Origin of the sequence: Sphingomonas sp. MJ1 (PH-R8) (assembly GCF_048058635.1) — a bacterium.
Taxonomy (GTDB): domain Bacteria; phylum Pseudomonadota; class Alphaproteobacteria; order Sphingomonadales; family Sphingomonadaceae; genus Sphingomonas.
In genome coordinates this window covers 67,670-91,535 of record NZ_JBBEFX010000001.1, presented here as the reverse complement: position 1 = coordinate 91,535, position 23,866 = coordinate 67,670, and the positions used below count along the sequence as shown (strand labels likewise).

22 protein-coding genes, 2 tRNA genes and 1 riboswitch are annotated in these 23,866 nt (G+C 68.5%); of the genes, 12 read left to right on the top strand and 12 right to left on the bottom strand.

Annotated elements, in window-relative coordinates:
* Positions 1–79: 79 nt before the first annotated feature.
* Positions 80–559 carry a vgr related protein gene (locus VPH46_RS00455; RefSeq protein ID WP_416607877.1) on the top strand — a complete coding sequence of 160 codons (480 nt, stop codon included), beginning with the start codon at positions 80–82 and terminating at the stop codon, positions 557–559.
* The gene (locus tag VPH46_RS00450; RefSeq protein ID WP_416607875.1) at positions 556–1,041 is read left to right on the top strand and encodes a hypothetical protein; all 486 of its coding nucleotides are present in this window, start codon (positions 556–558) and stop codon (positions 1,039–1,041) included. The genes VPH46_RS00455 and VPH46_RS00450 overlap by 4 nt, the downstream gene beginning before the upstream one ends.
* A 128-nt stretch (positions 1,042–1,169) precedes the next feature.
* Here the strand turns inward: VPH46_RS00450 and VPH46_RS00445 are convergent, their stop codons facing one another.
* From VPH46_RS00445 to tkt, 4 genes are read right to left on the bottom strand one after another with little or no spacing between them, the layout of a single operon-like run.
* The gene (locus VPH46_RS00445; RefSeq protein WP_416607873.1) at positions 1,170–2,360 is read right to left on the bottom strand and encodes a phosphoglycerate kinase; all 1,191 of its coding nucleotides are present in this window, start codon (positions 2,358–2,360) and stop codon (positions 1,170–1,172) included.
* Positions 2,357–2,863 (bottom strand): MOSC domain-containing protein, encoded by a 507-nt coding sequence (locus tag VPH46_RS00440; protein ID WP_416608330.1) that lies wholly within the window; start codon positions 2,861–2,863, stop codon positions 2,357–2,359. Before VPH46_RS00440 ends, VPH46_RS00445 begins: the two co-directional genes overlap by 4 nt.
* Before the next feature lie 5 nt (positions 2,864–2,868).
* Entirely contained in the window at positions 2,869–3,876 is a 1,008-nt protein-coding gene (gene gap / locus VPH46_RS00435; RefSeq protein ID WP_416607871.1) for a type I glyceraldehyde-3-phosphate dehydrogenase, read from the bottom strand.
* Between the two features lie 49 nt (positions 3,877–3,925).
* The gene (gene tkt / locus VPH46_RS00430) at positions 3,926–5,893 is read right to left on the bottom strand and encodes a transketolase (protein ID WP_416607869.1); all 1,968 of its coding nucleotides are present in this window, start codon (positions 5,891–5,893) and stop codon (positions 3,926–3,928) included.
* Positions 5,894–6,017: 124 nt separating this feature from the next.
* On the opposite strand from tkt, the gene VPH46_RS00425 reads away from it, so the two are divergent.
* From VPH46_RS00425 to VPH46_RS00410, 4 genes are all read left to right on the top strand, one after another.
* On the top strand, positions 6,018–6,206 hold the full coding sequence (locus tag VPH46_RS00425) for a hypothetical protein (protein WP_416607867.1): 189 nt from the start codon (positions 6,018–6,020) through the stop codon (positions 6,204–6,206).
* Positions 6,206–6,550: a cell division protein ZapA gene (locus VPH46_RS00420; protein ID WP_416607865.1), complete on the top strand. Its 345-nt coding sequence runs from the start codon at positions 6,206–6,208 to the stop codon at positions 6,548–6,550. Before VPH46_RS00425 ends, VPH46_RS00420 begins: the two co-directional genes overlap by 1 nt.
* A 180-nt stretch (positions 6,551–6,730) precedes the next feature.
* On the top strand, positions 6,731–7,285 hold the full coding sequence (locus tag VPH46_RS00415) for a 5-formyltetrahydrofolate cyclo-ligase (RefSeq protein WP_416607863.1): 555 nt from the start codon (positions 6,731–6,733) through the stop codon (positions 7,283–7,285).
* Positions 7,285–7,494 (top strand): DUF2842 domain-containing protein, encoded by a 210-nt coding sequence (locus VPH46_RS00410; protein ID WP_129340834.1) that lies wholly within the window; start codon positions 7,285–7,287, stop codon positions 7,492–7,494. The genes VPH46_RS00415 and VPH46_RS00410 overlap by 1 nt, the downstream gene beginning before the upstream one ends.
* 221 nt (positions 7,495–7,715) lie before the next feature.
* On the opposite strand, the gene VPH46_RS00405 is transcribed toward VPH46_RS00410, so the two are convergent.
* The 5 genes from VPH46_RS00405 to VPH46_RS00385 all read right to left on the bottom strand — a co-directional run bounded on the left by VPH46_RS00405 (position 7,716) and on the right by VPH46_RS00385 (position 10,829).
* Positions 7,716–7,792 (bottom strand) — tRNA-Asp (locus tag VPH46_RS00405).
* Between the two features lie 215 nt (positions 7,793–8,007).
* Positions 8,008–8,084, bottom strand: a tRNA-Asp gene (locus tag VPH46_RS00400).
* Positions 8,085–8,105: 21 nt separating this feature from the next.
* Positions 8,106–9,323, bottom strand: a complete 1,218-nt coding sequence (locus tag VPH46_RS00395) for an AI-2E family transporter (RefSeq protein WP_416608328.1) — start codon at positions 9,321–9,323, stop codon at positions 8,106–8,108.
* A 454-nt stretch (positions 9,324–9,777) separates the two neighbouring features.
* Positions 9,778–10,308: a hypothetical protein gene (locus VPH46_RS00390; protein ID WP_416607860.1), complete on the bottom strand. Its 531-nt coding sequence runs from the start codon at positions 10,306–10,308 to the stop codon at positions 9,778–9,780.
* Complete coding sequence (locus VPH46_RS00385) at positions 10,308–10,829, bottom strand: hypothetical protein (RefSeq protein WP_125960151.1); 522 nt, start codon at positions 10,827–10,829, stop codon at positions 10,308–10,310. Before VPH46_RS00385 ends, VPH46_RS00390 begins: the two co-directional genes overlap by 1 nt.
* Positions 10,830–10,968: 139 nt before the next feature.
* Between VPH46_RS00385 and VPH46_RS00380 the strand changes: the two genes are divergently transcribed.
* Positions 10,969–11,664 (top strand): HAD family hydrolase, encoded by a 696-nt coding sequence (locus VPH46_RS00380; protein WP_132881977.1) that lies wholly within the window; start codon positions 10,969–10,971, stop codon positions 11,662–11,664.
* Between the two features lie 70 nt (positions 11,665–11,734).
* Here the strand turns inward: VPH46_RS00380 and VPH46_RS00375 are convergent, their stop codons facing one another.
* Positions 11,735–13,561: a DUF885 domain-containing protein gene (locus VPH46_RS00375; protein ID WP_416607857.1), complete on the bottom strand. Its 1,827-nt coding sequence runs from the start codon at positions 13,559–13,561 to the stop codon at positions 11,735–11,737.
* 171 nt (positions 13,562–13,732) lie between these two features.
* Between VPH46_RS00375 and VPH46_RS00370 the strand changes: the two genes are divergently transcribed.
* Positions 13,733–14,398 carry a DUF2490 domain-containing protein gene (locus VPH46_RS00370; protein WP_416607856.1) on the top strand — a complete coding sequence of 222 codons (666 nt, stop codon included), beginning with the start codon at positions 13,733–13,735 and terminating at the stop codon, positions 14,396–14,398.
* 63 nt (positions 14,399–14,461) lie between these two features.
* Here VPH46_RS00370 and uvrB read toward each other — a convergent pair whose 3' ends face one another.
* On the bottom strand, positions 14,462–16,654 hold the full coding sequence (uvrB, locus tag VPH46_RS00365) for an excinuclease ABC subunit UvrB (RefSeq protein ID WP_317893243.1): 2,193 nt from the start codon (positions 16,652–16,654) through the stop codon (positions 14,462–14,464).
* 158 nt (positions 16,655–16,812) lie between these two features.
* Here uvrB and VPH46_RS00360 point away from each other — a divergent pair, with 158 nt between their 5' ends.
* The 3 genes from VPH46_RS00360 to VPH46_RS00350 all read left to right on the top strand — a co-directional run bounded on the left by VPH46_RS00360 (position 16,813) and on the right by VPH46_RS00350 (position 19,876).
* Positions 16,813–17,625 (top strand): ferredoxin--NADP reductase, encoded by an 813-nt coding sequence (locus VPH46_RS00360; protein WP_125960073.1) that lies wholly within the window; start codon positions 16,813–16,815, stop codon positions 17,623–17,625.
* Between the two features lie 166 nt (positions 17,626–17,791).
* Positions 17,792–17,902, top strand: a riboswitch (SAM-I-IV-variant riboswitch).
* Between the two features lie 43 nt (positions 17,903–17,945).
* Positions 17,946–19,010, top strand: a complete 1,065-nt coding sequence (locus VPH46_RS00355) for a threonine aldolase family protein (protein WP_416607853.1) — start codon at positions 17,946–17,948, stop codon at positions 19,008–19,010.
* Between the two features lie 98 nt (positions 19,011–19,108).
* A complete protein-coding gene (locus VPH46_RS00350; RefSeq protein ID WP_125960075.1) occupies positions 19,109–19,876 on the top strand; it encodes an SDR family NAD(P)-dependent oxidoreductase in 768 nt (255 codons plus the stop codon).
* A gap of 213 nt (positions 19,877–20,089) precedes the next feature.
* Here the strand turns inward: VPH46_RS00350 and VPH46_RS00345 are convergent, their stop codons facing one another.
* Positions 20,090–21,610, bottom strand: coding sequence for a fumarate hydratase (locus tag VPH46_RS00345; RefSeq protein WP_416607850.1), 1,521 nt, complete (start codon positions 21,608–21,610; stop codon positions 20,090–20,092).
* A gap of 115 nt (positions 21,611–21,725) precedes the next feature.
* Here VPH46_RS00345 and ligA point away from each other — a divergent pair, with 115 nt between their 5' ends.
* On the top strand, positions 21,726–23,855 hold the full coding sequence (gene ligA, locus VPH46_RS00340) for an NAD-dependent DNA ligase LigA (protein WP_416607848.1): 2,130 nt from the start codon (positions 21,726–21,728) through the stop codon (positions 23,853–23,855).
* The last annotated feature ends 11 nt before the right edge of the window (positions 23,856–23,866 follow it).

The following is a 23,866-nucleotide window of genomic DNA, read 5'->3' as shown; positions in this document are numbered from 1 at the left end:
CCCCACAAGGGCAGCCCAGCCATGGGAGCGCTCACTTCGTCGCGGTGCAACAAACTCGGGCTCGACGCGTATGTCCGTGATGCCTGAATGGCCCCCTGCGACCCCGCGCCACCGCCCGCTGAGCCCCGGCGAGACGGCCATGCTGCGCAGCGTGTTCGGCGAGGGTATCGACTATGCCCGCGTGCGCATCCACCCGCGAAAATGGTGGTTCGTGTTTCCGGGCAACCGGCCGATGGCGCCCAACGGGCAGGCCTATTTCCCCGGCGACACCCATGTTCCCGATTTCGCCGCGCCCGGCGTGCCGCTGTGGCGCAAGGCGAGCTTCGTGCACGAGGGGACGCACCTCTACCAATGGTATGGGCTGAAGCAGTGGGTGTGGGTGCGCGGGCCGTTCCAGCGCAACTACGACTATCGGCTGGAGCCGGGGAAACCCTTCACCGCCTATGGGCTTGAGCAGATGGGCATGATCGCCCAACATTATTTCACGCTGGCGAACGGCGGCCGCATCCCCCTGCCCTATACACTGGCGGACTATGCGCCGCTGCTGCCGCTGACATGAGGCGGCCGTTGCTGGCGCTGGCGGTCGTGCTGGCGGGCTGTTCGAGCCAGAGCGCCGACGATCCGGACTGGCATTCGAGCAAGCGCGCGACCGACCTGGTCGTGGAGGAAGCGCTTGCGGCCGAACCGCCGGACTATGCGCGGGCGATCACCGCGATCGAGCGATCCGGGCGACCGAGTGCGACGGTGGCGCTGGAAGCCGGCGACCTGATCGTCGCCGGACATCGCGAGGTGGAGCCGGACCGACGTCCGGCGGCGACGCTGGACCAGGGGCTGTCGCTGCTCGAACAGGCTGCGAGCGGTCGCGGCGAAGCGGCTGATATCGCGCCACAACATCTGCGGCTCTGGTTCGAACGCGGGGTCGGCAGCGGCGTGTACCAGGCGATGCCGCCGCGGCCCGAGCTGGCGCGATGCTGGCGGGCGGTCGAGGACCGGGAGATGCGCGCGGCGGTGTGTATCGCGATGCGGGCTAGCGGGCGGTAGGCTGACCCGAGACCGCGCCAAGAGGTGACGGTACCCCGGCGGAGGCCGGGGCCCAGGTGGAGCGGATCGCGAGGTGCGAAAAGACATCCCAACTGGACCCCGGCCTTCGCCGGGGTACGAGTTAGGCTTTAGCGCGCCAGGGCGGCGACGCCGGGGAGTTCGCGGCCTTCCATCCACTCCAGGAAGGCGCCGCCTGCGGTGGAGACGAAGGTGAAGGCGCCGGCCGCGCCAGCCTGGTTGAGGGCTGCGACCGTGTCGCCGCCGCCCGCGACCGACACGAGCGAGCCGTCGCTGGTGAGCGCGGCTGCGGTCTTGGCGAGCGACACCGTGGCGGCGTCGAACGGCGGCGTCTCGAACGCACCCAGCGGGCCGTTCCACACCAGCGTGCGACAGTTCTTGAGCACGTCGCCGAGCGCTTCCACCGCGGCCGGGCCGACGTCGAGGATCATCTCGTCGGCGGCAACCTCGTGGACGTTGACCGTGCGGGTAGCGGGGTTCGGCTTGAACTCGGTCGCGACCACCACGTCATACGGCAGGTGGATGGTGCAGCCGGCCTTGTCGGCGGCGTCGAAGATCTCTTCGGCGGTGCCGGTGAGGTCGTGCTCGCACAGGCTCTTGCCCACGTTCACGCCACGCGCCGCGAGGAAGGTGTTGGCCATGCCGCCGCCGATGATGAGGTGGTCGACCTGCCCGACGAGGTGCTTGAGCACGTCGAGCTTGGTCGAGACCTTGGCGCCGCCCACGACCGCCGCGACCGGGTGCTCGGGGTTGCCGAGCGCCTTGTCCAGCGCGTCGAGCTCGGCCTCCATCTGGCGGCCGGCGAACGCCGGCAGCTTGTGGGCGAGGCCCGCCGTCGATGCGTGGGCGCGGTGCGCGGCGGAGAAGGCATCGTTGACGTAGAGGTCGCCAAGTGCTGCGAAGCGATCAACCACGGCGGGATCGTTCTTTTCCTCGCCGCCGAAGAAGCGGGTGTTTTCCAGCAGCGCGATGTCGCCCGGCTGGAGCGTGGCGACCGCGTCGGCTGCCCCCTCCCAGTCGATGTAGCGGACCGGGCGGCCGAGCACCTGGCCGAACGGGATCGCCAGCTGGGCGGTGGAGAACTCCGGGCTCGGCACGCCCTTGGGGCGGCCGAAGTGGGCGAGCACCAGCACGATGGCGCCGCGATCGGCGAGTTCGGTGACGGTGGAGATCGCCGCGCGCAGACGGGTAGCGTCGGTGACATGGCCGTCGGCCATCGGCACGTTCAGATCCTCGCGGACCAGCACGCGCTTGCCCGCGATGTCACCCATGTCGTCCAGGGTCTTGAAATTGCGTGTCATGTCTCGATCCTGATTGTGTCGCCCACGGCGATCGTTCCGCCCGCCAGCACGCGCGTGCAGGCCCCGCCGCGCCAGTCCGGCAACAGCGCCTCGAAGAGCCCCGGCACCAGCGCGTCCATGCGCTGGCACGGGTCGCATTCACAGGTGATTTCCAGCACCACGTCGGCGCCGATCCGCAGCAGGGTGCCGGGCACCTGCGGCACGTCGAACCCGTCGACCAGCAGGTTGGCGCGGCGTTCCTGCCATGGAAGGGCCCGGCCGACCGCAGCAGTGGCCGCTTCCCAGTCGCCGCGCTCCATCAGCGTCACCTGGCGCTTGCCGGTGCCGCCGGGCTTGCGCCGGCCGCGGTGGTCGCCGGCGATGCCGGCTTCCACGCTGACCTCGGCGCGGTCGAGCACCTCCATGGGTGCCCTCACAAAGGCGTGGCGCGCGATGCCGGCGATCGTGCCGACCCGCGCGCCCGCTTGCCCGTCCTCTCCGGCATCCGCCAGCGCGACGGGCATCGACATCAGCCGAACTTGGCCATCGCGCAGGCGGTGTCGACCATGCGGTTGGAGAAGCCCCACTCGTTGTCGTACCAGCTGACGACGCGCACCAGCTTGCCGTCGATCACCGCCGTCTCCAGGCTGTCGACGGTCGAGGATGCCGGCGTGTGGACGATGTCGATCGAGACGAGCGGCTCGTCCGAATAGACCAGGATGCCCTTGAGCGGGCCCTCTTCCGACGCCGCCTTCAGGATGGCGTTGACCTCTTCCTTCGTGGTGTCGCGCTTGGGCGTGAAGGTCAGGTCGACGAGGCTGCCGTCCGGCACGGGCACGCGCACCGACGAACCGTCGAGCTTGCCCTTGAGCTCCGGAAGCACCTCACCCACCGCGCGGGCAGCGCCCGTGGTGGTCGGGATGATCGACATGGCGGCCGCACGCGCGCGACGCAGGTCCTTGTGGATCTGGTCCAGGATCTTCTGGTCGTTGGTGTAGGCGTGGATCGTGGTCATCAGGCCACGCTCGATACCGATCGAGTCGTTCAGCACCTTGGCGACCGGCGCCAGGCAGTTGGTGGTGCACGATGCGTTGGAGACGATCGTGTGGCCCGCCTCCAGCTTGTCGTGGTTCACGCCATAGACGACGGTCAGGTCGACGTTCTTGCCCGGAGCCGAGATCAGCACCTTCTTGGCGCCCGCGTCGATGTGCTTCTGCGCGCTTGCACGGTCGGTGAAGAAGCCGGTGCACTCCAGCACCAGATCGACGCCGTTCTCGCCGTGCGGCAGGTTCGCGGGATCGCGCTCTGCGGTCACCTTGATGCGCTTGCCGTCGATGACCAGGTCGTTGCCGTCGGCCGAGACTTCACCCGGATAGCGGCCGTGGATGCTGTCGCGGCTGAACAGCCAGGCGTTGGACTTGGCGTCCGACAGATCGTTGATGGTGACCAGTTCGAGGCCGCAGTCCGGGCGCTCCAGAATGGCCCGCGCCACCAGGCGGCCGATGCGCCCGAACCCGTTGATCGCTACCTTCGTCATGTTGCCGATCCTTTCACTTGGATGGTCCATGCCCGCGTTGCCGCGAGCCTCAATTCTCGAGCGCGGCCGCAACCTTGGTGGCGATCGCGTCCGCGGTTAGTCCGAAATATTCGTAGAGCTTGGGTGCCGGGCCCGATGCGCCGAAGCGGTCGATGCCGAAGCGCAGGCCGTCGAGCCCGGTATAGCGTTCCCAGCCCATGGTGGTGCCGGCCTCGATCGAGACGATCAGGGCATCCTTGGGCAGCACATCGCGACGATAGTCGGCAGGCTGTGCGTCGAAGCGCGACCAGCAGGGCATGGACACCACATCGGCACCGATACCCCGCGCTTCAAGCTGCGCGCGGGCGGAAACCGCGAGTTCGACCTCGGAACCGGTGGCCACGAGCACCACACGGCGCGGCGCCTCGGCCGCGACCAGGCGGTATGCGCCCTTGGCGCACAGGTTTTCCGAGGCGTCGGTGCGCAGCTGCGGCAGGTTCTGACGCGACAGCGCGAGCAGCGACGGACCGGTCGCGTCCTGGAGCGACAATTCCCAGCACTCGGCCGTCTCGATCGTATCGCACGGGCGATAGACGTCGAGGTTGGGGATCAGGCGCAGGCTGTTGAGGTGCTCGATCGGCTGGTGGGTCGGGCCATCCTCGCCAAGGCCGATGGAGTCGTGCGTCATCACATAGATGACGCGCGCGTTCTGGAGCGCCGACAGGCGGATCGCCGGACGGGCATAGTCCGCAAACACCAGGAAGGTGCCGCCGAACGGGATGATGCCGCCGTGCAGCGCCAGGCCGTTCATTGCCGCCGCCATGCCGAACTCGCGGATGCCGTAATAGACATAGCGGCCGGCATAGTCGTTGCGGTTGAGCGGCTGCAGCGCCTTGGTCTTGGTGTTGTTCGAGCCGGTGAGGTCGGCGGAGCCGCCGACCGTCTCCGGCAGCTGCTCGGTGATGGTGCCGAGCACCAGTTCCGACGCCTTGCGGGTCGCGAGCTTCTGCGGATTGGCGAGCAGGCCGTCGAGATACGGCTTGAGCGTGAAGCCCTCGGTCAGCTCGCCGGACATGCGGCGGCGGAAGGTCGCGCCTTGCGCATCGGCGTCGCACCGCGTTTCCCAGGCGAGGCGGACGTCGCGGCTGCGGACGCCGGCGGCGGCCCAGGTCTCAGTGATTTCCTCCGGCACCTCGAACGCCTCGGGCTCCCAGCCCATGGCGAGGCGGGTCTTGGCGACGATGTCGGGGCCGAGGGCGGCGCCGTGGACGGCGCTGGTGCCTTCCTTGCCGGGCGCGCCCTTGCCGATGATGGTGCGGCACGCGACCAGCGACGGACGCGGATCGGCGAGCGCCTCGTCGATCGCGCGGCAGATGTCGGCGGGGTCGTGGCCGTCGCAGGCAACGGTGTGCCAGCCGGTGGCGGCATAGCGCGCGGCGACGTCCTCGCTCGACGATAGCTCGACCGCGCCGTCGATGGTGATGCGGTTGTCGTCCCACAGCACGATCATGCGGCCGAGGCCGAGGTGGCCGGCAAGGCCGATCGCCTCGTGATTGATGCCCTCCATCAGGCAGCCGTCGCCGGCGATCACCCAGGTGCGGTGGTCGACCAGGTCATCGCCAAAGGTGGCGTTGAGGTGGCGCTCGGCGAGCGCGAGGCCGACCGCGGTAGCCAGGCCCTGGCCGAGCGGACCGGTGGTGGTTTCGATGCCCGGCAGCTCGAAATTCTCGGGGTGGCCGGCGCACGGGCTGTGCAGCTGGCGGAAGTTCTTGATGTCGTCGATGGTCGGGCGCGCATGGCCGGTCAGGTGCAGCAGCGCATAGATCAGCATCGAGCCATGGCCGGCCGACAGCACGAAGCGGTCGCGGTCCGGCCACTTGGGGTCGGCGGCATCGAACTTGAGGTAGCGCGTCCACAGCACCGTCGCCACGTCCGCCATGCCCATCGGCATGCCCGGATGTCCGGAATTGGCGGCCTCCACCGCATCCATCGCAAGCGCACGAATCGCGTTGGCGAGCAGGGTATCCGAGGCGGCCATGAGTCATCCTTGTGACGGCGCGGTCCCCCTTGACCGCGTATGCCCGCCTTTGGGGCGGCGACCCGCCTTCGTCAACCGGCGAGCCGTGCTTGCCGCGGCCGGTCACCCCTCCTATCCGGGAACCATGGACCAGCCCCAAGCGAACCCAGGCCTCGCCCGCATTGACGCCGCGCTCCGGCGGATCGAAGCGGCTGCGCGCGCCCGTGCGGCTGCGGCCGACTCGCTCGAGCAGCGGCACGCGGCGCTGCGCGCCAGCATGGCGGAGGCGATCACCGCGCTGGACCAGGTGATCGCGGGCCAGGGCGACGACTGATGGCGCAGGTAAGCTTCACCATCGCGAATCGCTCCCACAGCGTCGCCTGTCGCGACGGCGAGGAGCCGCACCTGCTGGCGCTGGTCGAACGGCTGCAGCGGCATGCGCCGGCCGCGATGCGGGCCTCGGCCGGCACCTCGGCCGAGCGGACGCTGCTGTTGATCGCGCTGATGCTGGCGGACGAGCTGGACGAGCGCGACCGGACGCCTGCCGCCCCGTCCCCGGCACCCGCGCCCGAAGCCGCGGTGCAGGAGCCGGAGCTGCCGCAGGACCTGCTCGACGAAATCGCCGAACGGTTGGAAGCCGTCGCGGCAGCCCTTGAGGATCACGGCCACGTCGCCTAAGTTGGTCCACGGCGGGCACTGCCCGGTACGAGCCTTCATTATCCCTGAGGCTATTCATCATCCATGGGGGCTGTCCCTGCGCAGATCCTGGTCTGACGTACATGGTCCCCACCTGACGTACTGGGCGTCAGTGGATATCGCGGCCAACGGCCACGGCGGTCCCGCCACCCGCTCCCCCCGATGACGCGCGACAAAAAGGCCCTGCGCGCCCAGCTGCGCGCCGCCCGGGACGGGTTCTTTGCCGAGCACCGCCCGCGGCTGGCCGTGCCGGAGCTGCTGCGCGCGCGGCTGGCGCCGGGCGTGGTGGTCGCAAGCTATCTGCCGGTCGGAAGCGAGGCGGACCCCGCCCCGCTGGTCGACGCGGCACGAGAGGCCGGCTGCGTGCTGGCGCTCGCCTGGGTGGCAGACCGCGCGACGCCGATGGAGTTCCTGCGCTGGGACGCGGACACCGCGATCGAGGCGGGGCCGATGGGGCTCCGCCAGCCGTCGCGCAGCGCGCCTGCGGTGGTGCCGGACGTGATCCTGACGCCGCTGGTGGGGTTCGATGCGACGCTCAACCGGCTGGGCCAGGGTGCCGGCTTCTACGACCGCGCGTTCGTGCAGCATGACGCGGCCTGGCGGCTGGGGCTCGCCTGGTCGGTGCAGCAGGTGCCCGAGCTTCCCGCCGATCCCTGGGACGTGCCGCTGCACGCCATCCTGACAGAGCAGGCGCTGCACCTGCCGGAGCAACGTTGATGCAACCGACCTGGCGCAAACCCGTGGGGATGCTCGGCATCCTGGCGTTCATCCTGTTCTGGCTGGTGGCGGTGGCGAGCCTGTCGCCCTGGATCGGCGCCCTGCCCGCGCTGGTGCAGATGCTGGTCTATGGTGTCGCCGGGGTGGCGTGGATCGCGCCGCTGAAGCCGGCGCTGCGCTGGATGGAGACGGGGCGCTGGCGGCGCTGAGCCTGGACTCGGAGGAGCAGGCGGCATCTTCTCGCCTGCCCTATCCCTGCGGAGGCAGGGATCCAGGGCCCAGCAGAGCAACGACCGCTAGCTCGTGGTACCCTGGGCTCCTGCCTACGCAGGAGCACGACTGAGGCTCAGCGAGAAACGCCTGCCAAATCGTCGATGTGGAGTGTTCGCAAGCGGCGGATCCTGCCATCGGCGGTTCAAGACCGCTGCAATGGCGCGAGTGACGGGGCTCGAACCCGCGACCTCCGGCGTGACAGGCCGGCGCTCTAACCAACTGAGCTACACCCGCTCGCTTGCGAGGAGGCGGGCTCTAGGCGAGCGATCGGGACCTGTCAAAGCCAGAATTGGCCGATTTCGCGATTTTCGCAAAAAAGTTTCGGGAGCGTATCGAAGAGGCGCAATGCCGCGTGCAGGCAAGTGCCTATGGGGTCGATATCGCGGTGTTCCAAGGGGAGTTTCGCAAGCGGCGGATCAGCCATCGGCGGTTCTACGAAACCGCTGCAATGGCGCGAGTGACGGGGCTCGAACCCGCGACCTCCGGCGTGACAGGCCGGCGCTCTAACCAACTGAGCTACACCCGCTCGCTTGCGAGGAGGCGGCCTCTAAGCGAGGGCTCCGGACCTGTCAACCGCCTTCCCGTCGGCTTTTTCGCCGGCGGGCGTGTTCCCGGCCTGAACCGGGGTGCCGGGCGGTGCGACGTCGTTCACGAGCGTGCCGTGCTCGAACAGGAAGCCCGCGATGTCGGGCTTGCCGGCCGCTTTCACGACCGTCTGGATGATGATGAGCAGCGGCACCGCGAGCAGCGCGCCGGGCGTCCCCCACACCCATCCCCAGAAGCTGAGCGCCACCAGGATCATGAGCGGGCTGATGGTCAGGCGATGGCCGACGATCAGCGGGGTGACGACGTTCGCCTCCACCAGATGCGCGCCGACCATGATCGCGGCCGGCAGCAGCGCCCACCAGACGTCGGTGAAGGTCATGAGCCCGCCCAGCGCCAGCAGCGCCGCCGACAGGATGGGGCCGAAATAGGGAATGTAGTTGAGCACGGCGACGATGCCGCCCCACATGAGCGGCGTCGGCATCCCCACGAACCACAAGGCACCCGCGACCAGCAGCCCGAGCGTGAGGTTGATGAACGAGATGGTGCCCAGATAGGCGGAGGTGAAGTCGACCACGTCCTGGATCACCCGCGCCGTCGCCATCGCGCCACCAAAGCTGGTGCGGCTGGTGATCGCCGAGCGCCTGAGCCGCGTCCAGCCGGCGAGGAAGAAGTAGATCACCAGGATCGCGAAGAACATCTCGATCAGGGCGGAGGGCGCCGTGCTGGCGGTGAAATCGAGCAATGACGCCGGGCGCTCGGCCGTGGTGCCGGTCTGGCGCACGGGCGTGTTCGCGACGTTGGCGAGCAGCTCGTTCACGAACCGCTCCAGGTTGGAATAGAAGTCGATCAGCGGGGCGATGTTCTGCTGCACGCGCTCGATCCGCTCGGGCAGAATCTCCGCCCAGCCCCAGGCCGGGAGCACGATCGAGGCGATGGCGCCGTTGGCGACGACCAGGAACAGGAGCACGCACACGAAGGCGGCGAGCGGGGCTGGCAGCCGGCGGCGCTCCAGCCACTCGAGCAGCGGCACCAGGGCGATCGCGATGACGATGGCGGCGGTGAGCGGCAGGAAGAAGCGCGACCCTGCCTTGAGCGCGAACGGCAGCGCGAGGACCAGGCCGGCCCCCGCGATCAGGGTGAGCGCGGCGAGCAGGCGGTCGCGGCGCAGCTCTTCCTTGGGGGCGCCCTCCGCCGCTTCGGACAGCGCCGGTTCGACCACGGTCGTGGCGGAAGAAGGGGCGGGAACGGATTCGGCGATACCGAAATGGTCCAAGTGCGGATGTCCTTTCGGTCGCACCGTAGCGGCTTTCCCGACGCGTGTAATCCCGTCCCGCTCGAAGCGTGCGCCGTAGATATGAAAGAGGCCGCCGAGCCCCCGCAGGGGCCCGACGACCTCAAGCATGGTCAGCGGCCGGAAGCTCCAGCCCGGGAGACCATGCGAACCGCGTTACGACACCCGGTCATGCGACCGGGCCGCCGTTCAGCGGCGCGTCTCCCGAACGAACTGAACCGACCCCACTGCTGAACCATGAGACATCGGATCACCTCCTTTCGCTAGTTGAGCTAGAGCGTGACCGCTGCTGCGATCACGACCCGAATGTGTGACACCGCGCCCCTGCAAACAAGTCTTGTAATGCGCGGCAGATTCAACGACCTTCTTCCGCCTGCCCGGCTCAGCGACCGCGACAGGCGCGGATCACCGCAGCGATCGCGGGATCGGCCGGCACGGCAAGGACCGGCCCCTCCCCCAGCGACACGCCGATCGGACCCTTCACCTTCTGCAGCGCGGCGAGGAAGCGATCGTCGATGCTGGCGCGTGCCTCCACCCTGCGGCCGCTTGCGACCACCGGATAGGAGGCCGCGGCCATGCCGGTGACGATCCGCAGCATGGTGCCCCCATCGGCAGTTCCGCTGCGCAGGAAGACGAGTTGGCGACGCGCGGAGTCGCAGCGGAGCGCGAAGGCACCCGTGCCGCCCGCGTCCACGAAACGGGCGTAGCCTTTGCCCGTGTGCCATCGCCCCGAGGCGAGTGCGACGCCGGCCAGTTCGGGCGCAGGCAACTCGCCCGGCGCGAGCGCGCCGACGTCGATCGGCGCCGGCGTCGGCTTGGGAGCAGCTTGCGGCGTCGGGCTAGGCGCGGGTGCGGGCTGCTCGTCGGAACAGCCCGCCAGTGCGAGCGCGAGCAGCCCTGCCCGCCACCCCATCACCCGCGGCAATCCTCCGTCAGGCGCAGCACCTCGGCCCAGGCAGGCACGACCAATGCCGCCTGGCCGGGCAGCTCCACGATGAAACGGCCGCGGCTGAAGCCCATCGCATCGAGCAACGGGTCCTGCGCGGGAAGCGCGGCGGCGACCGTCCCCGCCCCCGCCGTCACCGGAAGGGTCCGCGCGGTGCTGGAGGTGCGGATCGTCAGCGCGGCGCCGGGCGCGGCGGCACCCGTGCGGGTGAGCGTCACCTGGCGGCGCGCGCGGTCACAGCGAAGCGTCAGCACGGGTGCGGCGCCGGGGGTGCCGAAGGAGGCAACCGAGCCCTGCCCGTCCTGCGCATAGCGCCAGTCGCCGCGGGTGACCGGCCAGTCGCGCCAATCCCCCACCGGCGGCGGCGCCGGCGGTGCGACGGGCGCAGCGGCGACCGGCGCGGGCGGCGGAGGGGCCGGCGGCGGTTCGGAGGGACGGACGCACTGGGTCAGGACCAGCAGGGGCAGGATGAGGACGACGCGACGCATGTCCGGCTTATGGGGGAAGCCGGCGGACGGCTCAACCACCCCTCCCTTCTCCGCGCGGCGAGCGGTTCGCCGCAGATGCGGTTGGCCCCGTTCGTCCGATGCATGGTGTGGGCCGGCCCGGTTGCGCTATCCGGACGCCATGACGATCAAGCTCATCTGCCTCGATGCCGACGACACGCTGTGGCACAACATGCGGCACTTCCACGCGACCGAAGCGGCGCTGCTCGCGCTCATCGAGCCGTTCGCGGCCCGCGACATCGCCCGCGAGCGGCTGAACGCCTGCGAGGCGCGCAACCTGAAGCTCTATGGCTATGGGGCCAAGGGCTTCACACTGTCGATGATCGAGACGGCGATCGAATTGGCCGACGACCCGCTGCCCAAGGCGGTGATCGCCGAAATCCTGGCGGCGGGACGCGCGTTGCTGTCCCACCCGGTCGAGCTGTTCGAGGGGATCGCCGACACGCTGGAACAGCTGGCAGACCGAGGCCGGCTGGTGCTGGTGACCAAGGGCGACCTGCTCCACCAGGAAGCGAAGCTCGCCGCATCGGGACTCGGCGAGCGGTTCAGCGGGATCGAGATCGTCAGCGACAAGACGGCCGACACCTTCCGGCGGCTGTTCGCCCGGGAAGGCGTCGCGCCGGAGGAGGCGGTGATGGCCGGCGATTCGCTGCGGTCCGACATCAACCCGGCCCTGGACGCCGGCGCCTGGGCAGCGTTCATCCCGCAGGAGGGCGCCTGGTCGCACGAGCACGCACAGCTGCCCGCCGAGCACCCGCGCTTTTGCCAGCTGCGAACCCTCGCAGAACTGCCGGGGTGGATCGACGCGATCTCCTAGCTCGGCCGCGTCCCGGGCGGGAGCGGCATCACGGCAGCGCCGTTGCCGATTCCGCGCCGGGACGTTCGCCTCAACCGCGCTTGGAGGCGATCCAGCGGTCGATCTTCTGCTCCAGGATGTTCATCGGCAGCGAGCCCGTCATCAGCACCTGCGCGTGGAATTCCTTGAGATCGAACTTCGCACCCAGCGCCTGCTCGGCCCTGGCGCGCAGTTCCAGGATCTTGAGCTGGCCGATCTTGTAGGAGAGCGCCTGGCCCGGCATCGCGATGTAGCGCTCGACCTCGCTGGTCGCATCGGTGCGGCCCATCGAGCTGTTGTCGAGCATGTACTTGATTGCCTGGTCTCGGGTCCAACCCTTGGCATGGATGCCGCTGTCGACGACCAGCCGCATCGCGCGCAGCATCTCGTCGTTCAAGCCACCAAAGCGCTGGTAGGGATCGGTCTCCATGCCGAGCTCGTCCCACAGCGTTTCGGCATAGAGCGCCCAGCCCTCGACATAGGCGGTGTTGCCACCGAAGCGCATGAAGTTGGGAAGCTCGGCATTCTCCTGCGCAAGGCTGATCTGGAAGTGATGCCCGGGCGCGCCCTCGTGCAGGTACAGCGTCTCCTGCCCCCAGGTGGAGCGGGAGGGCAGGTCGTAGGTGTTATAGTAGAAGATGCCCGGCCGCGATCCGTCCGGCGCGCCCTGCATATAGGAGCCGCCGGCGTCCGTCTTTTCGCGATAGTCGGGCACCGGGCGGATCTCGAGCGGGGTCTTGGGTAGCGTCGAGAAGAGCTCGCCCACGCGGGCGTCGACACGCTTGCCGATCGCATAATATTCGTCGCGCAACGCCTGCTTGCTGGCGGGACGGAACTCGGGGGCTGTGCGCAGGAACTCGAAGAAGGCGGGGAGCGTGCCCTTGAACCCGACCTGAGTCTTCACCGCCTCCATCTCACGGTGGATGCGCGCCACTTCGCTCAGCCCCAGGTTGTGGACGTCGTCGGCCGACAGCGGCAGGGTCGTGTTCTGTTCGATCAGGAAGGCGTAGAGCTTGGGGCCGCCCTTCATGTGGACGAGGCCGACGCCCTCGCGGGCAGCCGGCAGATATTCCTTGGCGAGGAAGTCGCGCAGGCGCTGGTAGGCCGGGCGGATTTCGTCGCGAATCACGGCGGCCGTCTCGGTGCGCAGCTGCGCCTGCTCGGCCGCCGGAATGTCAGCCGGGAACGCCTTCAGCGGCGCATAGAAGGTCGAACCCTCGACGCCCTGGGCCAGCTGCAGGTCGAGCTGGTCGATGACGTTGCGCACCACCAGCTTGGGCTGGACGACGCCGGCCGCCATGCCCTGGCGGAAGCGGCCGATCGCGGCGTCCAGAATCTGGGCATAGCGGTGATGGCGGCTGATGCTGTCGCGATAATCCTTCACCGTCTTGAAAGGCGCCGCGCTCTGGCCCGAGGCGAGATCGGGGTAGAAAGTGTGGATGCCGGTGAAATGGTCGATCGGACGCACCACCGACAGCGGCAGGATGTCGGGGCCGAGCGCCCGCAGCCCGAGTTCCGTCTGCCAACGGAACACGTCGTAGGCGAGCTGATCGGTGGGCGAGAGCGCCGCCCGATCGATGCGGCGCAGCGCCGCCAGGTCCCGCTCGCCGGCCGCCCGCTCCGCGTCGAAATAGGCGTCGCTGATCATGTCGCCGAGCTGGTCGGCATAGCGCATGTCGCCGCGGAACAGCGCGTTGAGCGGATTGCGGCGAAGATTGTCCTCGTCGCTCTGCTTGAACAGCGCGTGGAGGGCCGTGGCGGCGTCCACGGGCGCAGCCTCGGGCGCGGCCACGGAAGGCGGCGAAGAGGCAAGCGGCGGAGTCGTGGCGCAGCCTGCCAGAAGCGCCGCGGCCGAAGCGGCGAGAAGTCGAACGCGCAAGTGGATCCCCCCAAATACAACTGTGTTGCAGGAATGCAGCACCGCATCGACCGAGGCAAGCGCCGTTCGGAGACCGCCCGCCTCCGGCGAGCGCCGTGGCTGTTCATCCCCGTTGTCCGCGAGCCGGTTTAAGCGCAGAGGGGCGGTGCCGAGATCGGCAGGAGGCTCGAATTGCGTTTTTCCGTTGCCCTGGCGCTTGCGTTGGCGGCCGCTGCCACTCCGGCGGCGGCGCAGGAGCACGACGCGCAGCTGTGGCTGACGGCGAACGCCTCCACCGAGCTGCGCGAAGGGCTTAAGCTGGAGCTGGAGACCAACCAGCGGTTCAGCGACGACAGCGGCGAGCTGTACGAGAGCCAGTATCTCGCTGCACTCACGGTTCAGGCCGCGACGGGGGTGACCTTGACCGGCGGCCTCAACCGGGTGGTCCGGCCGCGCGACGGCAGGGTTCAGAACACCGAATGGCGGCCGCGCCAGCAGATCGGGTTCGCGATCGCAAAGCTGGGTTCAGGTCAGCTGGCGGGTCGCGTTCGCCTGGAGCAACGCTTCCGAAGCGACGACAGCGAGACGGGGCACCGGGTTCGTCCCGAAATCACCTATACCCTGCCCGTCTACCGCGACGTCAAACTGCGTCTGGCGCACGAAAGCTACTTCAACCTCAACAGCACCGGCTTCCAGGACCGGGGACATGAGCGGATGCGCAACTGGGCGATCGCGACCGTGCCGTTCACGAAGAACCTCAGCGCGCAGCTCGGCTACATGAACCAGTATCGCTTCAACGACGAGGACCCCGACGTCATGGAGCACGGGCTGATGACGGCTCTGTACGTGACGTTCTGACGAGAAGGCGGGCGCGCGGCCATTGCTTCGGCCGCGTGCCGCCCCTCCCGCGTCGCGGCCCGGCTATGCCCGCCGGTGGCTCATGCGGGTCTTCTGCTGCTTGCCGTAGCGGGTCTTGCGCGTGCCCGGCTTGCCCTCGTTGGAGCGGCCCATCACCGGCGCCTTGTGCTCCGCTACCGGGAGGCCGAGTTCCTCGTTTTCCAGGCTGCGGATCTCGTCGCGCAGGCGCCCGGCTTCCTCGAACTCCAGGTTCGCGGCGGCCTCGCGCATCTTCTTTTCCAGGCTCTCGATGTACGACCGCAGGTTGTGGCCGACCATGTGCGGCCGTTCCTCGTCGATCTCGACCGTGACCTGATCCTTGGACGCGACATGGGCGATGATGTCGCCGATGTTACGCTTGATCGTGGTCGGCGTGATGCCGTGTTCGAGGTTGTACGCCTTTTGCTTTTCGCGGCGGCGGTCGGTCTCGGCGATCGCGCGCTCCATGCTGCCGGTCATGCGATCGGCATAGAGGATCACGCGGCCCTCCACGTTGCGCGCGGCGCGGCCGATCGTCTGGATCAGCGAGGTCTCCGAACGCAGGAAGCCTTCCTTGTCCGCGTCGAGGATCGCGACCAGCCCGCATTCGGGGATGTCGAGCCCCTCGCGCAGCAGGTTGATGCCCACCAGCACGTCGTACACGCCCATGCGCAGGTCGCGGATCAGCTCGATGCGCTCCAGCGTCTCGACGTCGGAGTGCATGTAGCGGACCTTCAGACCCGCCTCGTGCATGAACTCGGTCAGATCCTCCGCCATGCGCTTGGTGAGCGTCGTCACCAGCGTGCGATAGCCGGCTTGCGCGGTCTTCTTTGCCTCGTGGATCAGATCGTCGACCTGTTCCTCGACCGGCTTGATCTCGATCGGCGGGTCGATAAGGCCGGTGGGGCGAATGACCTGTTCGGAGAACACGCCACCGGTCTGCTCCAGCTCCCAGCCGCCCGGGGTCGCGGAGACGCAGACGGTCTGCGGGCGCATCGCGTCCCATTCGTTGAAGCGCAGCGGCCGGTTGTCGATGCACGACGGCAGGCGGAAGCCGTACTCCGCAAGCGTGATCTTCCGCCGGTGGTCGCCCCGCGCCATGCCGTTGACCTGGCCGATGGTCTGGTGGCTCTCGTCCACGAACAGCAGCGCGTTTTCGGGGAGATACTCGAACAGCGTGGGCGGCGGCTCGCCGGGGAGGCGGCCGGTCAGGAAACGGGAGTAGTTCTCGATGCCCGCACAGCTGCCGGTGGCGGCGATCATCTCCAGGTCGAAGTTGGTGCGCTGCTCCAGCCGCTGGGCTTCCAGCAGCTTGCCCTCGGCATGCAGCTCCTTCAGCCGCTCGGCGAGCTCGTGCTTGATCGCCTCGCTCGCCTGCTTGAGCGTGGGCCCGGGCGTTACATAGTGCGAGTTGGCGTAGACGCGCACGGAGTTCAGCTCGGCAACCTTCTTGCCGGTCAGCGGATCGAATTCGGTGATCGCCTCGATCTCGTCGCCGAAGAAGGTGATGCGCCAGGCGCTGTCCTCATAGTGCGAGGGGAACAGCTCGAGGCTGTCGCCGCGCACGCGAAAGGCGCCGCGCTGGAAGGCAGCGTCGTTGCGCTTGTACTGGAGGGCGACGAGCTTGCGCACGATCTCGCGCTGATCGACCACCTGCCCTTTCTTCAGGTCGAAGATCATCGCCGAATAGGTCTCGACCGAACCGATGCCGTAGAGGCACGACACCGAGGCGACGATGATGACGTCGTCGCGCTCCAGCAGCGAGCGCGTGGCCGAGTGGCGCATCCGGTCGATCGCCTCGTTCACCGAGCTTTCCTTCTCGATGTAGGTGTCCGACCGCGGCACATAGGCCTCGGGCTGGTAATAGTCGTAGTAGCTGACGAAATACTCGACCGCGTTGTCGGGGAAGAAGCTCTTGAACTCGCCATAGAGCTGGGCGGCCAGGATCTTGTTGGGCGCCAGGATCAGCGCCGGGCGCTGAAGCGCCTCGATCGTCTTGGCCATAGTGAAGGTTTTGCCCGAGCCGGTGACGCCGAGCAGCACCTGGTCGCGCTCGCCGGCCTGTGCGGCGGCCACCAGTTCCGCGATGGCGGTGGGCTGGTCGCCCGACGCTTCATATTCGGAGACGAGCTTGAACGGCTTGCCGCCCTCCACCTTGGGCGGGCGTGCCGGCCGGTGGGGCACGAACGAGGGGCCGGTTTCCGGCTCGGCAAGGCTGGTGCGGATCTGGATCGCCATAGGTCGCCAATATGGGGACGCGGTGAAGCAGCGGCAACGCGGGGCACAAGCTTTGCTTTGGTTGACCGGGCGCCGTGCAGCCCATAGTGCGATGCCCTCGCAACAAGCCCAGGCAAGACGAACCGCGCCTGTCCAGACGCGGCTGAAGGAAGAAGTGCATGACCGACGTCCGCGAACCCGTGCTCATTCCGGAAACCAAGGCGTTCCTGAACGCCAAGGTGCTGTGGGTCCGCCATTGGAACGACCGGCTGTTCTCGTTCGCGGTCGAGCGGCCGTCGAGCTTCCGCTTTCGTTCGGGCGAGTTCGTGATGATCGGGCTGCCGGGCGAGACCAAGCCGATCATGCGCGCCTATTCGATCGCCAGCCCGCATTATGCCGAGGAGCTGGAGTTCCTGTCGATCAAGGTCGAGGACGGCCCCCTCACCTCCAAGCTGCAGCTGATCCAGCCCGGCGACGAAGTGTATCTGGGCAAGAAGCCCACCGGCACGCTCGTCACCGACGCGCTGACCGGCGGCAAGCGGCTGTTCTTCTTCTCGACCGGCACCGGCCTGGCACCGTTCCTGAGCCTGGCCCGTGACCCGGACGTCTATTCGATGTTCGATCAGGTGATCCTGGTGCATTCGGTGCGCCAGGTGAGCGACCTTGCCTATCATGACGAGCTGGCGTCGCGGCTGGCGGACGACCCGCTGGTCTCGGAAGAGGCGCAGGCGCAGTTCCACTATATCCCGACGGTGACCCGCGAAGCGTTCCGCAACACGGGCCGCATCAACGACCTGATCGAGAGCGCCGCGCTGTTCGGTGAGCCGGTCCAGGGCCCGAAGAAGCTGGACCCGGAGACCGACCGCATCATGCTGTGCGGCAGCATGGCCATGATCCGCGACTTTGCCGCGATGCTCGAGGGCATGGGCTTCGTCGAGGGTTCCAATGCGGCGCCCGGTCAGTTCGTGATCGAGCGCGCCTTCGTCGACTGATCGTATCCGGTTCCGCACTTCCTTTATCGTGCTCCTGCGCAGGCAGGAGCCCAGGGCCAAGCGGAACAGCTGCTAGCGCATGGTACCCTGGGCTCCCGCCTGCGCGGGAGCACGAAGCGGTAGCGCTCGCCCATCTTGCCGCAGCGCAGCGAGCTTGCTAGAGGCGCGCCAGCATCGAGAGTCGGGGCGACCCCGACACCAACCTGCTCCCGAGCAAGGTGGTGCCTTCGCGCTTCGCGGGAAGGGATGTGGCCGGTCGGCAAACCACGGGACCCAAGCCACGCGTCGCACCGACTCTCCAACGAGAGTACGACACAGGCATGACCCAAGAACCCCAGCAGTTCGCCAGCGACAACTACGCCGGCATTTGTCCCGCGGCATGGGCGGCGATGGACGAGGCCAATCGCGGCTATGTGCCCGCCTATGGCGAGGACCCGTGGACGCAGCGTGCCTCCGACTCGTTCCGCACGCTGTTCGAGACGGACTGTGAGGTGTTCTTCGCGTTCAACGGCACCGCGGCCAATTCGCTGGCGCTGGCGGCGCTCTGCCAGTCCTACCACAGCGTGATCTGCTCCTCCTCCGCCCACGTCGAGACCGACGAGTGCGGCGCGCCGGAGTTCTTCTCCAACGGCTCCAAGCTGCTGGTCGCCCAGACCGAGGGCGGCAAGCTGACGCCCGAGGCCGTGCGCGCGCTCGCGACCGGGCGCTCCGACATCCACTTCCCGAAGCCGCGCGCGGTGACGATCACCCAGCCGACCGAGACCGGCCAGGTCTATTCACTGGATGAGATCCGGGCGCTGTCCGCGACCTGCCGCGAGCTGGGCCTGCGGCTGCACATGGACGGCGCGCGCTTCGCCAACGCCTGCGCCGCGCTCGGCTGCTCGCCGGCCGACATGACGTGGCGCTCGGGCGTCGACGTGCTGTGCTTCGGCGGCACCAAGAACGGCATGGCGGCCGGCGAGGCGATCCTGTTCTTCGACCATGCCCTCGCCGTCGACTTCGACTATCGCTGCAAGCAGGCGGGACAGCTTGCCTCCAAGATGCGCTTCCTGGCGGCGCCGTGGGTCGGCATGCTGGAAAGCGGCGTGTGGCTGAGCAACGCCGCGCACGGCAATGACTGCGCCCGCCGCCTGGCGACCGCGATCGCCGACCTGCCGGGCGTCGAGCCGATGTTCCCGGTGGAGGCGAATGCGGTGTTCCTGCGCGCACCGGAGGCGGTGCTGGAGGGGCTGCGCGCCCGCGGATGGCGCTTCTACACCTTCATCGGCGGCGGCGCGCGTTTCATGTTCGCCTGGGATGCGGACCTCTCCCGGGTCGACGCCCTCGCCCGTGACCTGCGCGCGGCAGTGACGGAAGCGAACGGCGGCGAGACGCTCGCCGCCTGAGGGGCGCCGAAGCGCCCGCGGGGTGCGGCGCCGTGGGGGAACCGCGCCGCATCCTCGTCCATTGCAGAAATCCTGGCATGCAACGGACGAGGTCTACCATGACGGATGCACGCAGTTTCGAAAACAAGGTCGCGATCATCACGGGAGCCGCAGGCGCCATCGGTGCCGAGACGGCAGTGCTCATGGCCGAACGCGGCGCAAAGATCGTCGCGGTGGACATCGCCGGCGCCAATGTCGACGTTCTGAAGGAACGGATCGACGCGGATCGGCTGGTGATCGTGGAGGCGGACGTCAGCGACGAAGCGTCGGTGCGCAACTATGTCGAGGAAGCGAAGCGGGCGTTCGGCGGCCGCATCGACGTCTTCTTCAACAATGCGGGGATCGAGGGGCCGGTGAAGCCGATCGGCGACTACCCGCTGGACGCCTTCAAGAAGGTGATGGCGGTCAATGTCGATGGCGTGTTCCTGGGGCTGAAATACGTGCTGCCGGTGATGCTGGAGCAGGGCGGCGGCGCGATCGTCAACTCGTCCAGCGTGGCAGGGCTGAGCGGATCGCCGGGAACCTCCGCCTATAACGCCAGCAAGCATGCGGTGCTGGGCCTGACCCGCGTGGCGGCGATGGAGGTCGCCGACAAGAACATCCGGGTGAACTGCATCAACCCCGGCCCGATCCACAGCCGCATGATGGATTCGCTGGACGAAGGCAGCAAGGGTTCGGAAGCCGAGCGCGCCAAGGCACTGCCGGCGAAACGCTATGGGCGCCCCGAAGAGGTGGCGCAGCTGGTGGCGTTCCTCGCGTCCGACGCCGCGGGGTACATCAACGGCGCCTATCACCCGATCGATGGCGGCCTGCACGCGTCGACGTAAGTGCGCTTCCGGCCCACGTGCTCCTGCGCAGGCAGGAGCCCAGGGTTCGGGCGATCACGGGCGTTGCTCTGCTTGGCCCTGGATCCCTGCCTGCGCAGGGATACGGCTTGGGTGCAGGGTGGCCCTCCCTCGCGCCGCCATCCCAGCTGGGCCCCGGCCTTCGCCGGGGTACGGGTGGGCTTGGCGCGAGGGACCTCTTCCGTCTGACCGGCGTCAGGCGTTTTCGAGCAGGCGTTCCTTGGCGATTTTCTCGCGCCAGACGAGCGGCGCGAGCGTGTGGACGTTCTGCCCCTCCGCATCCACGGCCACGGTGACGGGGAAGTCCTGCACCTCGAACTCGTAGATCGCCTCCATGCCGAGATCCTCGAAGCCGACGACCTTCGAACCCTTGATCGCGCGGGCGACGAGGTACGCAGCCCCGCCGACCGCCATCAGATAGGCGCTCTTGTTCTCGCGGATGGCGTCGGTCGCGGCTGGGCCGCGCTCGGCCTTGCCCACCATCGCGAGCAGGCCTTGGTCGAGCATCATGCGGGTGAACTTGTCCATGCGCGTCGCGGTGGTGGGACCAGCTGGGCCGACGACTTCCTCACCGACCGGATCGACCGGGCCGACATAATAGATCACGCGGCCCTTGAACTCGACCGGCAGCTCCTCGCCGCGGGCGAGCATGTCGGCGATCCGCTTGTGCGCGGCGTCGCGGCCGGTGAGCATCTTGCCGTTGAGCAGCAGGCGATCGCCGTGCTTCCAGGACTGCACCACTTCCGGGGTGAGCGTGTCGAGGTCGACGCGCTTCGCCTCGACCGAGGGCTTCCACTCGACCTTTGGCCACTCGTCGAGCTTGGGCGCTTCCAGATAGACGGGGCCCGAGCCGTCGAGGGTGAAGTGTGCGTGGCGGGTGGCGGCGCAGTTGGGGATCATCGCCACGGGCTTGGACGCGGCATGGGTCGGCCAGTCGAGGATCTTGATGTCGAGGATGGTGGACAAGCCGCCCAGCCCCTGCGCGCCGATGCCGAGCGCGTTGACCTTGTCGAACAGCTCGATGCGCAACGCCTCGATGTCGTTCTGGGGCCCGCGCTGCTTCAGTTGGGCCATGTCGATTGCGCCCATCAGCGATTCTTTGGCGAGCAACATCGCCTTTTCGGCGGTGCCGCCGATGCCGATGCCGAGCATGCCGGGCGGGCACCAGCCGGCACCCATCTGCGGGACCATCTCCAACACCCAGTCGACGATCGAGTCGCTGGGGTTCATCATCTTGAACTTGGTCTTGTTCTCCGAGCCGCCGCCCTTGGCCGCGACGTCGACCGACACCGTGTTCCCCGGCACCATTTCGACGTGCATCACGCTCGGCGTGTTGTCGCGGGTGTTGCGGCGGGTGAAGGCGGGGTCTGCGAGGATCGAGGCGCGCAGCTTGTTCTCCGGGTGGAGATAGGCGCGGCGGACGCCCTCATCGACGACCTCCTGCAGCGAGCGGTTCGACTGGAGGCGGCAGTCCTGGCCCCACTTCACGAACACGGTGACGATGCCGGTGTCCTGGCAGATCGGGCGATGCCCCTCCGCGCACATGCGGCTGTTGGTGAGGATCTGGGCGATGGCGTCCTTGGCCGCCGGGCTCTGCTCGGCCTCATAGGCCTGGCCCAGCGCGCGGATGTAATCCATCGGATGATAGTAGCTGATGAACTGGAGGGCGTCGGCGACGCTTTCGATCAGGTCGGCTTCGGTGATGATGGTGGTCATTGCGGGTCCATGGTGGTTTGCGCCCCTATGCAACATGGGGGCGGCCACGAAAACCGCTGTCGCATCGACGTGCGCGCGCCTTGATCGGCGCGGCGGCCGTGCGTACCGACCGGGCATGGACCCGCTGCCCCAGACCGACCAGGACGCCGCCCAGGAGCTCGCCGCGCTCTCCGCGGAGATCGCGCGCCACAACCAGCTCTATCACGACGCCGATGCGCCCGAGATCAGCGATGCCGACTATGACGCGCTGGTCCGGCGGAACGCCGCGATCGAGGCGGCCTTCCCGCACCTGGTGCTGAGCGACTCGGCGGCGCGGCAGGTGGGTGCGACGCCGACCGGGCACCTGGCCAAGGTGGCGCACGCGCGGCCGATGCTGAGCCTCGACAATGCGTTCTCGGACGAGGAGGTCGCGGATTTCGTCGGCCGGGTGCGGCGGTTCCTGGCGCTGGCTCCCGATGCGCCGGTGGTGCTGACCGCCGAGCCGAAGATCGACGGGCTTTCCTGCTCGCTACGCTATGAGGACTGCCGGCTGGTGCGTGCGCTCACCCGCGGCGACGGCGCGGTGGGCGAGGACGTGACGGCGAACGTCCGCACCATCGCCGACATTCCCGAGACTCTGCCCGAGGACGCGCCCGAACTCTTCGAGGTGCGCGGCGAGGTCTATATGGAGAAGGCGGCGTTTGCGGCGCTGAACGCGCGGCTACTGGCCGAGGCGGCCGATCCGGCCAAGGCGCGCCAGTTCGCCAACCCGCGCAACGCCGCCGCCGGATCGCTGCGCCAGAAGGATGCGGGCGTCACCGCCACCCGGCCGTTGCGGTTCCTGATGCACGGCTGGGGGGAGACCAGCAGCCTGCCGGGCGACACCCAGGCCGCCGTGGTGGCGGCGATCGCCGGCTGGGGCTTCCCGGTCGCCGACAGCTTCGCGCTGACCCCGACACTGGAGGACGCGCTGGGAGTGTATCGGGCGATCGAGGCGCAGCGTGCGGACCTGCCGTTCGATATCGATGGCGTCGTCTACAAGGTCGACCGGCTCGACTGGCAGGCGCGGCTGGGCCAAGTTGGGCGCGCGCCGCGCTGGGCGCTGGCGCACAAGTTCCCGGCCGAGCGCGCGCAGACGACGCTGGAGCGGATCGACATCCAGGTCGGCCGTACGGGCAAGCTGACGCCGGTCGCGCGGCTGGAGGCGGTGACGGTCGGCGGCGTGGTCGTCACCAACGCGACGCTGCACAACGCCGACGAGATCGCGCGACTGGGCGTGCGGCCGGGCGACCGCGTGGTGCTGCAACGCGCCGGCGACGTGATCCCGCAGATCGTGGAGAACCTGACCCGCGACGTGGCGCGGGAGCCCTGGGTGTTCCCGACGCATTGCCCGGAGTGCGGGTCCGATGCGGTGGCCGAGGAAGGCGAAGTCGACATCCGCTGCACCGGCGGCCTCATCTGCCCGGCGCAGCGGGTCGAGCGCTTCAAGCATTTCGCCAGCCGCGGCGCGCTCGACATCGAGGGGCTGGGCGCGACCACGATCGAGGCGTTCGTACGCGACGGGCTGCTGCATTCGCCAGCCGACATCTTCCGCCTGAAGGACCGGCGCGCCGACATCCTGGCGCGCGAACGCTGGGCTGAGATTTCGGTCGACAATTTGCTGGCTGCGGTCGAGGCGAAGCGTGCGCCGGATCCGGTGCGGCTGCTGTTCGGCCTCGGCATCCGCCACATCGGCATCGTGACCGCGCGCGACCTGCTCAAACGCTATGCCACCCTGCCCGCGATCCAGCTGCTGGCCGACGAGATCATCGCGCTGCGCCAGGGCATGGCGCCGGTGGTCGGCGAGAGCGACCAGAAATTTCAGGCGCGCATCGACAAGGCGATCGCCGAGCATATCGGCGTCGAGAACGTCGGCGCGGCGGTGGGCCATGCGCTCGCCGACTTCTTCGCAGAACCGCACAATCGGGATCTTTGGGCGGACTTGCTGGGCGAAGTATCGCCGCCCGCCTTCGTGCCGGAGATTCGCGACTCGGAAGTAACCGGCCTCACGGTGGTGTTCACCGGAACGCTGGAGACGATGTCGCGCGACGAGGCGAAGGCCCAGGCAGAGGCATTGGGGGCGCGCGTCGCCGGGTCCGTGTCCGCCAAGACCGGGCTGGTCGTCGCCGGTGCGAACGCCGGCTCCAAGCTCAAGAAGGCGGCAGAACTGGGCGTCCGCGTGGTAAACGAGAGCGAGTGGGCGCAAATCGTTACGACAGCAGGCTAATTTCCGGGGAG